The 12,648-nt window shown below is 62.7% G+C and carries 10 protein-coding genes; 7 read left to right on the forward strand and 3 right to left on the reverse strand.

Features of this window, described 5'->3' with window-relative positions; genetic code table 11:
- Window positions 1-92: 92 nt before the first annotated feature.
- The 4 genes from OU993_RS06215 to OU993_RS06230 all read left to right on the forward strand — a co-directional run bounded on the left by OU993_RS06215 (window position 93) and on the right by OU993_RS06230 (window position 3,130).
- Window positions 93-647, forward strand: coding sequence for an isochorismatase family protein (locus OU993_RS06215; RefSeq protein WP_268155416.1), 555 nt, complete (start codon window positions 93-95; stop codon window positions 645-647).
- Entirely contained in the window at window positions 644-1,636 is a 993-nt protein-coding gene (locus OU993_RS06220; protein WP_268155418.1) for a GlxA family transcriptional regulator, read from the forward strand. Before OU993_RS06215 ends, OU993_RS06220 begins: the two co-directional genes overlap by 4 nt.
- A gap of 97 nt (window positions 1,637-1,733) precedes the next feature.
- Window positions 1,734-2,684: an aldo/keto reductase gene (locus OU993_RS06225; RefSeq protein ID WP_268155420.1), complete on the forward strand. Its 951-nt coding sequence runs from the start codon at window positions 1,734-1,736 to the stop codon at window positions 2,682-2,684.
- Window positions 2,681-3,130 carry a GNAT family N-acetyltransferase gene (locus OU993_RS06230; protein WP_268155422.1) on the forward strand — a complete coding sequence of 150 codons (450 nt, stop codon included), beginning with the start codon at window positions 2,681-2,683 and terminating at the stop codon, window positions 3,128-3,130. The genes OU993_RS06225 and OU993_RS06230 overlap by 4 nt, the downstream gene beginning before the upstream one ends.
- A gap of 6 nt (window positions 3,131-3,136) precedes the next feature.
- On the opposite strand, the gene OU993_RS06235 is transcribed toward OU993_RS06230, so the two are convergent.
- A complete protein-coding gene (locus OU993_RS06235; protein WP_268155423.1) occupies window positions 3,137-4,027 on the reverse strand; it encodes a LysR family transcriptional regulator in 891 nt (296 codons plus the stop codon).
- A 163-nt stretch (window positions 4,028-4,190) separates the two neighbouring features.
- Here OU993_RS06235 and OU993_RS06240 point away from each other — a divergent pair, with 163 nt between their 5' ends.
- Entirely contained in the window at window positions 4,191-5,186 is a 996-nt protein-coding gene (locus tag OU993_RS06240) for an aldo/keto reductase (RefSeq protein WP_268155426.1), read from the forward strand.
- 16 nt (window positions 5,187-5,202) lie between these two features.
- On the opposite strand, the gene OU993_RS06245 is transcribed toward OU993_RS06240, so the two are convergent.
- Window positions 5,203-6,066 carry a helix-turn-helix domain-containing protein gene (locus tag OU993_RS06245; RefSeq protein ID WP_442792936.1) on the reverse strand — a complete coding sequence of 288 codons (864 nt, stop codon included), beginning with the start codon at window positions 6,064-6,066 and terminating at the stop codon, window positions 5,203-5,205.
- Between the two features lie 149 nt (window positions 6,067-6,215).
- On the opposite strand from OU993_RS06245, the gene OU993_RS06250 reads away from it, so the two are divergent.
- Window positions 6,216-7,130, forward strand: a complete 915-nt coding sequence (locus OU993_RS06250; RefSeq protein ID WP_268155427.1) for a DMT family transporter — start codon at window positions 6,216-6,218, stop codon at window positions 7,128-7,130.
- A gap of 975 nt (window positions 7,131-8,105) precedes the next feature.
- Complete coding sequence (locus OU993_RS06255; protein ID WP_268155429.1) at window positions 8,106-10,100, forward strand: methyl-accepting chemotaxis protein; 1,995 nt, start codon at window positions 8,106-8,108, stop codon at window positions 10,098-10,100.
- A gap of 74 nt (window positions 10,101-10,174) precedes the next feature.
- On the opposite strand, the gene pheT is transcribed toward OU993_RS06255, so the two are convergent.
- Window positions 10,175-12,601, reverse strand: a complete 2,427-nt coding sequence (pheT, locus tag OU993_RS06260) for a phenylalanine--tRNA ligase subunit beta (protein ID WP_268155431.1) — start codon at window positions 12,599-12,601, stop codon at window positions 10,175-10,177.
- Between the last annotated feature and the right edge of the window lie 47 nt (window positions 12,602-12,648).

Raw genomic sequence — 12,648 nt, forward strand, 5'->3', positions numbered from 1 at the left:
GGAAACGTCCGCTCTTCGTCCGAAACCCTGCTTTTGCGACTGGTATAAAAGCCTAGATTGCGGTTATCCTATCAAGCACCGGAGAGCCGAAAATGTCCGACACTGCCCTCATCGTCATCGACGTCCAAGAGTCCTTCCGCCACCGGCCTTATTGGGACGAGGCGGATCTGGCCCGTTATCTGGAACGCCAGCAGGCGCTGATCGATGGCGCGGCCGCGCAGAATCTGCCGATCCTCCAGATCTTCCATGTGGAAGACGCCGGCCCCTTCAGCAAGGAGAGCGGCCATGTGCGCACCTTCGAGGGCCTCAGCATCGCGCCGACCCGGATCTTCGAAAAGCGCCGCCATTCGGCCCTCGTCGGCTCCGGCCTTGATGTCTGGCTGACGACAAACGGCATCCGCAACCTGATCATCTCCGGCATCCGCACCGAGCAGTGCTGCGAAACCACCACCCGCCACGCCTCCGATCTCGGTTTCAAGGTCACCTATGTCGCCGAGGCGACGCTGACCTTTCCGATGACCGATGCGGACGGCATTACCCACTCGCCGGCGGACATCCGCCGCCATACGGCCATGGTGCTAGAGAACCGTTTTGCCCGCATCGCCACCGTGGAAGAGGCGTTGGGAGAGACAAGGCTCGCCGCATGAGCACGCCCGGCACCACCGTCCCGGTCCTGATGGTGGTGCCGCCGCATGCGCTGCTGCTCGATATTGCAGGGCCGATGGAGGTCCTGCGTTATGCCAATCAGCACCAGGATGCGCTCCGCTTCGATACCCGATACGTGTCCGCTGAACCGCAGCAGACGACCTCGATCGGCCTGTCGCTGACCGGCCTCGCCCCCCTGCCGGAACAATTGCCGGACAATGCGCTGCTCGTCGTCTCCGGCGCGACGACGCTGGTGCCGGACCCGGCGGAAACCACAGCGGAGCGCGCCCGGCTTGCCCGCTGGATGCGCCAGGTGGTGCGGCCCGATACACGCATCGTCAGCATCTGTTCCGGCGCGCTGCTGGTGGCGGAGGCCGGACTGCTGGAAGGCCGGACCTGCACGACACATGCCGATTGCATCGCGGATCTGCGCCGCCTCGCGCCCACGGCGACGGTCTTGGAAAACCGGCTTTATGTCGAAGACGGCCCGGTGTTTTCCAGCGCCGGCATTTCCACCGGCATCGATCTCATGCTGCACATCGTTGCCGAGATGACCTCTGCCCCGGTCGCCCTCGCCGCTGCGCGCAAAATGGTGATCTATCTGAGGCGCAGCGGCAGCGATCCGCAGATTTCGCCCTGGCTCTCCGGTCGCAACCATGTGCATCCGGCGATCCACGCCGTTCAGGATGCGATCATGGCCGATCCCGCCGCCGAATGGTCGGTGGCGCGCCTCGCCCACCTCGGCCATCTCAGCGAACGGCACCTGTCGCGCCTGTTTCGCGAGCATACCGGCCTGTCGATCATCGATTACGTCAACCTGATGCGGGTGACACTGGCACGCGAACTCATCAGCCAGTCCAGGCTCGATCTCGAAAATGTCGCGGCCCGCACCGGCTTTGCCTCGGCGCGACACCTGCGCCGCATCTGGCGCCAGCATTACGACCAGCCGCCCAGCCTGTTGCGCGCAGGTCATATGCGTTCATCCGCCTGATCCTCCCATCACGCGAATTGAATGGTGCATCGCGCTCCGCAGGGTTAGGTTCGCGCCATATCCTCTGTCCTGTCCGCCCCATCACGAGGTCTTCATCATGCATCTGCGCCCGCTTGGCCGCACCGGCCTGTCCATCGCCCCCGTCGTCTTCGGCGGCAATGTCTTCGGCTGGACGACCGACGAAAAGACCTCGTTTGCGCTGCTCGACCGTTTCTTCGAGGCCGGGTTCAACTGCATCGATACGGCGGATGTCTATTCCGCCTGGGTGGACGGGCATGCGGGCGGCGAAAGCGAAAACGTCATCGGCCGCTGGCTGAAACGCGGCACCGTTTCGCGCGACAAGGCAGTGATCGTCACCAAGGTCGGTTTCGACAATCGCGGGCAGAAGACCGGCCTCTCGAGGAGCTGGATCGAAGAGGCAATCGATGCCTCGCTGACCCGCCTCGGCACGGATTACGTCGATCTCTACCTCGCCCACAAACCCGACCCGGACGTGCCGGTCGAAGAGACGCTCGAAGCTTTCGAGACGCTGAAGACGGCCGGCAAGGTGCGCGCCATCGGCTGCTCGAACTATGACGCCGGCCAGTTGCAGGCCTCGCTCGATGCCGCCGCCAAGGCCGGCCTGCCGCGTTACGACGTGCTGCAGCCGGAATATAATCTCTACACCCGCGACAAATTCGAGGGGCCGCTCGCGGATCTCTGCATGGCCGAAGAGATCGGCGTGATCAGTTATTACGCGCTGGCCGCCGGTTTCCTCACCGGCAAATATCGCAAGCCGGAGGATACGCAGGGTGTCGCCCGCTCCTACCGGGTCGGCTCCTATCTCGACGAGAAGGGCCGCCGCGTTCTCGCCGCGCTCGATGCGGTGGCCGAAGAGACCGGCCAGAGCCTCGCCGCGATCGCAATCGCCTGGGTTGCCGCCCGTCCCGGCATCACCGCGCCGATCGCCTCTGCCACCTCGCTTTCGCAGCTCGATTCGATGATTGCCGCCGGTTCGCTGACGCTCACCGACGCGCAGATGCAGCAGCTGAACGAGGCCGGCGCATGAGTGGCGACCTGATCATCCGCGACGCCCGGGCAGAGGACGAAGCCGGCTGGCGAACACTCTGGGCCAGTTACCTCGCCTTTTACAACGTCACGCTGGCCGATGATGTCACCGACCACACCTGGGCCCGCATCCTCGATCCCGCCTCGCGGGTGGCGATGCGCGTCGCGGAGGTGGACGGGCGGCTGGCCGGTTTTGCCATCCACCATTTTCACGATTCCACCTGGGTGAAGACACCGGATTGTTATCTGGAGGACCTCTTCCTCGACGAGACCTTCCGCGGCAAGGGCATCGGCCGCGCCCTGATGGAGGATCTCGTGGCTCTGTCAAAACAGAACGGCTGGTCGCGGCTCTACTGGCATACAGACGAGGGCAACACGACGGCGCGCAAGCTCTATGATTCCTTCGTGCCCTCCGACGGCCACGTGCGTTACCGGATCAAGTTCTGACCTCTCTCAGGCGCGCCAGCGAAAGAAATCGACAAAGGCTCTGAGCGGCGGCCGCATCTGCCGCCGCGAGGGGTAATAGATGTAGAAACCCTCGAAAGGCGGACACCAGTCCTCCAGGACCCGGATCAACCGCCCCGCCGCGATATCCTCTTCGACGCGCCGGTCGAACAGGAAGGCGAGGCCGATGCCGTCGAGTGCGGCCCGGCGCATCATGCCCTGGTCGGAGAGGATCAGCGGGCCGGAGACATCCACCACCAGCGGCTTGCCGTCCTTTTCCAGCTCCCAGCGGTAGATGCTGCCGCTGGAAAAACGCCGGCGGATACAGCGGTGCTGCATGAGATCGCGCGGGTGCTGCGGTGCCGGCAGGCGCGCCAGATAACCGGGCGAACCGACGATGGCGCCGCGCCAGGGGCCGCTCGCCCTCACCGCGATCATGTCGGCCTCCAGATGCTCACCGAGCCTTAAGCCCGCATCGCGCCCCCGCTCCACGATGTCCTCGAACCGGTCCTCCGTGCGCAGATCCAGTTCGATGTCCGGATACAGCGCCACGAACTCGGCCAGCCGCGGCAGGATCAGCTCGTCGGCCGCCAGTTGCGGCATGGTCAGCCGCAGCGGTCCGGCCGGCCGCTCCCGTTTGTCGGACAGGGTTTCGATGGCCGTTGCGATTTCGGCCAGTGCCGGGCCAAGCGTCGCGATCAGCTGGCGCCCTTCTTCCGTGGGTGCGACGCTGCGCGTCGTCCGCTGCAGCAGGCGAATGCCCAGGCTTTCCTCCAGCGCCGACACCGCATGGCTGACGGCAGAGGGCGCAATGGAGAGTTCAGTGGCCGCCTTGCGGAAGCTCTTGTGTTCGGCGACGGCGGCAAGGACGGCGAGTTGGGAGAGCTGTGTTCGGTTCATTGTTCGAAATGATAGAACAGCCTGCGGTGATTTACAGCTATTTTCGAGAACTTCGATCCCTTCTACAGTTGCATTCATACCGGCGACGGGTCTTGCCGCCTGCCTCCTCCGCGACAGGTTTCCGCTATCGGCCGCATCACATCCGCAAACAGGAGATCCTTTTATGCAAAGCCGCCATCTCGGTTCGCTCACCACCTCGGCGCTTGGCCTTGGCTGCATGGGCATGACCCATGCCTACAGCCCCTCGACGGATGAAGCGTCAGCGCTTGCCACGCTGGCCCGCGCCGTGGAGCTTGGCGTGACACTCTTCGATACGGCCGAGGTCTATGGTCCCTTCACCAATGAGGAACTGGTGGGCAAGGGCCTGAAACCCTATCGCGACCAGGTTCTGATCGCGACGAAGTTCGGCTTCACCATCGGCGACGCGGCCAAGGCCGCCCGCCCCTCCGGCGTCGACAGCCGGCCGGAACATCTGCGCGCCGTGGCGGAAGCCTCGCTGAAGCGGCTCGGCGTGGAGGTGATCGATCTCTTCTACCAGCACCGCGTCGATCCGGACGTGCCGATCGAGGAAACCGTCGGTGCAATGGCCGATCTCGTCAAGGAAGGCAAGGTAAGGGCGCTCGGTCTGTCCGAAGCCAGCGCCGCGACACTGCGCCGGGCACATGCCGTGCATCCGATCGCCGCCATCCAAAGCGAATATTCGCTCTGGACCCGCGATCCGGAAGAAAACGGCGTTCTCGAAACCTGCCGGGAACTCGGCATCGGTTTCGTGCCGTTCTCACCGCTTGGACGCGGCGCGCTGACCGGGGCGTTGAAAAATCTTGAGGGTCTTGCCGACAATGATTTCCGCCGCGGCCTGCCGCGCTTCCAGGGCGAAAATTTCGACGCCAACCTGGCTCTGGTTCAGTTGCTCGAACAGATGGCCGAGAGAAAAGGCGTGACCGCCGGCCAGCTGGCGCTGGCCTGGGTGCTGGCGCAGGGCGATTTCATCGTGCCGATCCCCGGCACCACCAAGATCGCCAACCTGGAAAAAAACGTCGCCGCCGCCGCGATCACGCTGACGCCGGACGAGGTGAAGGAGCTGGGCGACCTTCTCTCGCCCGCCAAGGTGAAGGGCGAACGTTATCCGGAAGCCATGGCGAAGATGGCAAACAAATGAGGCGCACGATCCGGCCTCAACCCCGGACAGCGCGGCGATAGGCCAATGGTGTCGTCCCAGTGACGGTCTTGAAGCTTCGGCTCAGATGGCTCTGGTTGCTGAACCCGCAATCAGCCGCAATCTGGGCAATCGGCTCTGCGCCAGCCAGCAATCGCCGCGCCCGCTCGACGCGGCGGTTGAGAATGAAAGCATACGGCGACACCCCGCAGCTCAAGCTGAACATTCGCTGCAGGTGAAACTCACTCAGACCGACAAGCGTCGCCAGCTGTCTCAGCGTGATCGTCCGTTCAAGATTCGTCTCGATATAGTCGATCAGCCGGTGACGCAGAATCGGCGCCAAGCCGCCGCGCAATATAATCCGTCGCTCGCCCCCGTAACGTGGATCGACAAACAACTGCTCGACCGATGCAATGATTGCCTCCTCGGCCAGCAGGCGGTCATTGCTGTGCGTTGCATTTGCTAAACGCGCCAAGGCGTGCGACAGGTGCGGCGCTTCGTCGAAGGTCGCCTCCGGCAGCAGCATCAACCGGGCATCGCGATCAAAGATCTCGGAAAACAAGCGCCGCAACTCCGCGTCCGCCACGTAGAGATGGACGAATTCAAATCGGTCGGTAATATCCCATTCGGATGAGGCCCCTTGCGGCATGATGCTGAGCGCACCCGGCCAACCGGCGATACAGCCGGCATCGATCCGGCGTGTACCATCGCCGCCGCGCAGATAACAACTTAGGGTGTGTCCGTCCGCCCGCTCATACCGCACATGGTCATGGCTGTTGCGCCAGATGGCACTTGCCTTACCCTCGCCAAGATCGAGCGTCTCCACCCGCTCAGCGCGGGAGGATGTAGACAGTGCGTCAAAAACGGTGGCGCTACGCAGCATGAAATGCCCCTGGATAATGATGCGCACTCTAGCGCATCTGGCGCCCAGCACCATCACCACCCGGTCGGCAGATAAAGATCACCACAAGATCGTGCAAGAATATCCGCCGGATATCGCATTTTCTTGTCTCGAACGTGAGACAATTCGCCATGACCAATCTTCTTCTCTTCTCCTCGACCGTATTGATCTGGGGCACGACCTGGATCGCCATCGCATTGCAGATCGGGCCTGTTCCGGTGCTGGTTTCGGTCTTTTTCCGCTTTGCGCTTGCAGCGCTGGTGCTCGTTGCTGCGCTTTTGCTGTCCGGTCGATTGAAAGTGCCGACGCTCCGGCAGCAACCTTTCATTCTTGTGCAGGCGCTGTCTCTCTTCTGCTGCAACTTTCTGTGCTTTTATCATGCAGCCAGTTACGTCCCGTCAGGCCTGATTTCCGTCGTTTTTTCGCTGGCCACCGTCTATAACGCGGTCAATGCTCGGATCTTTTTCGCAGAACCGATCAAACCGCGCACGCTTGTCGCCGCAGCTCTCGGCGCCACCGGTCTTGCACTGCTGTTCGGACCGGACATCTTCACGGCGGTCAATCCGGACAGCTGGAAGGGCATCGGGCTTTCGGCGCTCGGCACGCTGTTCTTCTCCTTCGGCAACATGGCTTCGCGCCGCAACAGCGCCTCAGGCATTTCACCTTTGACCGCCAATGCGTGGGGTATGAGCTACGGATCGATCGCCCTGCTCACCCTGATCGGCATCACCGGCACGCCCATCGTGCTGCCGCCGGACACGACCTATCTCGCCGCCCTCGTCTACCTGTCGGTCTTCGGCTCGGTCATCGGCTTCACCACCTATCTGATGCTGGTGTCCCGCATCGGCTCGCAAAAGGCGGCCTACGCCACGGTGCTCTTTCCCGTTGTCGCGCTGACCCTTTCCAGTCTCTATGAGGATTACCAGTTTACGCCGCTTGCCCTATTCGGTCTCGCACTGACTTTGGCCGGCAACGCGGTCATGTTCGCCCGCCTGCCGCGCCGGCAGGCTACTCCCCCCTTCGAAACCGCAAGCCGATCGGCATAAACGGCAGGAAGGCGGCCTCGACGAAACCTGTAGCGCGATCCGCATCGTCGTTTGGCTTCACATCAAGCCAGACGCAGGAACGAACGCGGCAGCCAGAGGGGGACTTTTTTGCCCAGAGGTAACCAAAGAGCCTCTCTGTCGAAGCCTCCCAAAAAAATCTTCATCCCCGTCATCCCCGCCCCCAACACCTGTGCCTACAATCCTTTCGTCCCGCAGCGGATACACCGGCAGGCGTGCCGGCGATGCGGGGCCGGTTCGGGTCAGGCGGGTGAGACGCAAAACCGCCTGCTCCGGGTCCGTCAACAGGATCCCCCTCCGGCGACCGGGTGGAGGCAATGCGCGTCGGACGTCAGCGCACTGTCTCCAGAGTTCCCAGCGTTGCGCGCCGGACGTGCCTCATGTGGCACACAAGGGGATGGAGGTCGGGGGTCGCATCGCCCGTTGTCCGCCCGCGTCGTCCGATCAGGAATGACGCCGGGAACGGTGATGGCAACGTCTCCCGCCCATCCATCCAGTCAGAGGGATCGACCGACGGATAACAATGCCGAACGGGGCGCTGAGAGGTGCCACATTATTATCTACTTACGAGGCAGCTTTCAGCGCCCCGGCCGAATGCCATCTCCCAAGGGAGATGAAGAAACGAACAAGGATCAAACCACGGGCCGACAGGTCGCGTGAAGGGAGGGGCGTGTCTCCCCTGGTTCACCGTTACCGAAGCTTCATAGTCATTTAAGAATCTATTCATTTTCGACGCTTTTAATGCTTGCATATTTCCATGGGGAAAAATTGGATGAGCCGCGTACTCGGAACAATTTCTGGCAAGCTTCTGCTTGTGACCGGCACGGCCATTGCCATTGTCGTCACGGCCTATACCGCCTTCACCGGCTGGGAGGCGAAAAGCAGGACCGAAGCGCAGGTCATGACGCTGGCGACGGAAAAGGCGGCGATGGTATCGCAGCGCAGATCACGGAGGCGGTGTCCGCCGGCACCACGCTGGCTGCGGGCATTTCCGGCTACATCGAAACCGGCAGCCGCAACCGCAGCGACATCATTGCCCTCACACAAACCATTGGCCCGCAATACAAGAACCTGTTCGGGGCCTGGATGTGCGAAGTCCCGGGCGTCGAGTCGAGCAAGCCGTTGACGGGAACGCAGGGGTTGAATGCAGCCGGTGTGTTTACCGCCTACTGGACCAAAGCCGATAACGGCACCATGGAATTCTCCACCTGGGACATCAATCCGGAGGACGAATATTTCGCCGGTCCGCTGAAAACCGGCGCAAGCCTTGTAACGGAACCCTATATCGCCTCCATCGGCGCGCTGATCACCTCGGTTTCGGTTCCGGTCAAGGTGGATGGAAAACTCGTCGGCCTGGCGGGTGTCGATATCAAGCTGGACGATCTGGTCACTTCGCTTGCGGCTTTGAAGCCGTTCGAGGGCGGTCACACGATGCTTCTCGCCAACAACGGCAAATGGCTCGCGCATCCGGAGAAGGACCAGCTGATGAAGGTTTATGCCGATCCGGGCGCGGCCGAAGTCAAGGCTGCGCTGGCGGACGGCAAGATGCGGATCCTCCGGGGTTTTGAGGATGGCCGGGTGCGGCTGGTCTATCCTTTGACAACGCCCGGCATGAACACCACCTGGGCCGCCGTTCTTGACGTTCCATCCACCGTCTTTTCAGCGCCTGTCTTTGCCGCGGTCATCAATGCCGTCACCAGCGGTTTCATCATCCTCGTCGTGGCGCTCGGCATCATCTATGCCGCGTCGATCGCCCTTGTCAGGCGACCGCTGAACGGCGTTCTGTCGGTGGTTGGCCGCCTGACGCGGGGTGACTACCAGACCGATGTGGAGCACATCAATCGCGGCGACGAAATGGGCATGCTGGCGCGCGCCCTGGAGCAGTTCCGCCACGACCTGAAGAATGGCGTGACGGCGCGCCAGGAGCAGGAAAAGCTGCAGCGCGCCATGGAAAACGAGCGCGAACAACAGATGGCGATCGACAACGCCAAGGCAGAGGATCTTCGCCATTTCGTGCACCAGGTCCAGACCGGTTTCATGGCCTTGGCACGAGGAGATCTGACGGTGCGGATGCATGAGGCGGTGGCGCCAGAGTTTGAAAGCATCCGTGAGAACTTCAACATCTCGGTTGCAGCGCTCGAGGATGCCGTCGGCGGCGTCATCACCACGGTTGCCACCATCCGTTCCGGCCTCGGCGAGATTTCGGTTGCCTCCAACGACCTTGCCCGCCGCACCGAACAGCAGGCGGCTTCGCTGGAAGAGACGATCGCCGCCCTGGCGGAGGTCTCTCGCGGCGTCAACAGCACCGCGGAGGGAGCATCAAAGGCGCAGGCCATCGTCGGCACCGCCCGGTCGAATGCCGAAAAGGGTGGCAATATCGTTGCCCGGGCCATCGACGCCATGAGCGCCATCCAGGGATCGTCCGAAAAGATCGGCAACATCATCGGCGTGATCGACGAAATCGCCTTCCAGACCAACCTTCTGGCGCTGAACGCAGGCGTCGAGGCCGCACGCGCCGGGGAAGCCGGCAAGGGTTTTGCCGTCGTGGCTCAGGAAGTGCGGGAGCTGGCACAACGTTCGGCCACCGCCGCGCGGGAAATCAAGGAGCTGATCTCCACCTCCAGCGCCCAGGTGCAGTCGGGTGTCGATCTGGTCAAGGCGTCGGGCAGTTCTCTGTCGGACATCGTCGGGCAGGTCGTCTCCATGAGCGACACGATGGATCAGATCGCCCATGCCGCGCGCGAACAGGCCGCAAGCCTGCGCGAGGTGACGGAAGCCGGCGACAACATGGACAAGGTCACCCAGCAGAATGCGGCCATGGTGGAAGAGACCACCGCGGCGGCCCAGAACCTGTCGCATGAGACGGACAATCTCGCCACCATGGTCCAGCACTTCAAGACCAAAGCCACAGCCCGCCGTGGCGGTAGCGCAGGTTACGCGCTGGCCTCCTGATCTCGACACCGTTTACGAAAAACCGCCGGCGCGATTGCACCGGCGGTTTTTTGTTTGGCTCGAACGGATCGGCTTCAGGCGCGCAAGGTTCCGCCGGTCGTCTTTTCGACATTGCCGACGATCTTCTTCGTCAGGGCGTCGAAATCCTCGTCGGTCAGCGTCTTGTCGGTCGGCTGGATCAGCACCTCGATCGCGATCGACTTCTTGCCTTCGCCGAGCGAGACGCCTTCGAAAACGTCAAAAACATTGACGCCGGTGATCAGCTTGCGGTCGGCGCTCGTCGCCGCCTTGATGATGGAGCCTGCGTCGACGGCCTTTTCAACAACAAAGGCGAAATCGCGCTTCACCATCTGGAAAGGCGACAGTTCCAGCGCCGGCTTGGTGCGGGTCGCCTTCTTCTTCGGCTCCGGCATCACGTCGAGATAGACCTCGAAACCGCACAGCGCGCCGGAGACATCCAGTGCCGCAAGCGTGTTCGGATGGAACTCGCCGAAATGGCCAAGCACCACCTTCGGGCCCATCTTGATCGTGCCGCAACGCCCGGGGTGATACCAGGACGGACCGCCCTGCTCCACCTGGACATTGCCCATCGGCAGGCCACAGGCCTCGATCACCGCCAGCGCATCGGCTTTCGCATCATAGACATCGACCGGCTTGCCGCCGCCCTTGGCCGTGTTCGACCAGGAGCGGCCGGCACCGGCAAGCGAGGCCGTGCCACGGCGGATGCCTCCCGCCACACGCCGCTGGGCGTCCGGCGTGTCACCCTCATAGGTGCCGGACACTTCGAAGATTGCCACATCGCCATAACCCTTGTCGGCATTGCGCTGGGCGGCGGTCAGAAGGCCCGGCAGCAGCGAAGGACGCATGTCGGACATGTCGGCCGCAATCGGGTTTGCCAGTTTCAGCGATGGCTGCCCGCCACCGAACAGTTTTGCCTGATCCTCGGGAATGAAGGACCAGGTGACGGCTTCCAGCATGCCGCGGCTTGCCAGCGCCCGCTTGGCGGTGCGCGTGCGGATCTGCAGCGTCGTCAGGATGCGGGCATTCACCGTTTCCTTGGCGGGAAGCGGCTCCGGCTTGATGTTGTCGACGCCATGAATGCGCATGACCTCTTCGACCAGATCGGCCTTGCCATCCACATCCGGCCGCCAGGAGGGGACTGCAACCTGCACCTGGGTCTCGTCGCCCGACAGGATCTCGAAACCGAGACCGCTCAGGATCTGCCGGCTTTCTTCGACCGAGACCGTGAGGCCCGTCAGGCGCTTCACTTCGGAGAAGGGGAAGTCGACGATCTTGCGGTCATGCCCCTTGTAACCGGCGATCTTGGCCTTGGCAGGGGTACCGCCGCAGAGTTCGACGACGAGTTCCGTGGTCCGCTCGAGGCCCGGCATCATGTATTCCGGGTCAACGCCACGCTCGAACCGGTAGCGCGCATCGGTGATGATGCCGAGGCTGCGGCCGGATTTGGCGATGTTGATCGGGTCCCACAGCGCCGATTCGATCAGCACATCGGTGGTATTCTCGTCGCATCCGGAATGTTCGCCACCCATGATGCCGCCGATCGATTCGACGCCATTGTCATCGGAAATCACCACGGTGTTCGGCGAAAGCCTGTATGTGCGGGTGTCGAGAGCGAGTACCTCCTCGCCCTCCTTTGCCCGACGAACGACCAGATTGCCCTTGACCTTGGCCGCGTCGAAGACGTGCATCGGACGGCCCTGGTCGAAGGTCATGTAGTTGGTGATGTCGACCAGCGCGTTGATCGGACGAAGGCCGATCGCCTTCAGTCGCTGTTGCATCCAGACCGGGCTCGGGCCGTTCTTGACCCCGCGCACGAGGCGCAGCGCAAAACCGGGGCACAGCCGCTCGTCGTCGAGATCGATGATGACATCGACCGGCGTCTCCCCCTCGATCGGCAAGGCGGGCACTTTCGGTGCCTTCAACGTGCCGAGACCGGAGGCGGCGAGATCCCGCGCAATCCCGTAAACGCTGGTGCAATCCGGACGGTTTGGCGTGAGGTTGATCTCGATCATCGGATCGTCGAGACCTGCATAGGTCGCAAAAGCCGTGCCGACCGGCGCATCTTCCGGCAGGTCAATGATGCCGTCATGATTGTCGGAGATGTTGAGTTCCTTCTCCGAGCACATCATGCCGTGGCTTTCGACACCGCGGATATTGCCGACGGCGAGCGTCACGTCGATGCCAGGCACGTAGGTGCCGGGACGGGCGAGCGCGCCGATGAGGCCCGCCCGTGCATTCGGCGCGCCGCAGACGACCTGGACGGGTTTTCCGTCACCCGTATCGACCATCAGCACCTTCAACCGGTCGGCAGACGGATGTTTTTCCGCGGAAACGACCTTGGCGATGACGAAGGGCTTGTAGGCCGCCCGGTCATCGACATCCTCGACCTCGAGGCCGATCGCCATCAGCCGCTCGCAGACTTGTTCGAGCGTGGCGTCGGTTTCCAGATGTTCCTTCAGCCAGGAGAGCGTGAATTTCATTGCTTTAGTCTCATCTTAAGCGATGGGCACAAGGGCCCGGATTTCAT

It is taken from the genome of Rhizobium sp. SL86 (genome assembly GCF_026672545.1).
Lineage (GTDB): Bacteria > Pseudomonadota > Alphaproteobacteria > Rhizobiales > Rhizobiaceae > Neorhizobium.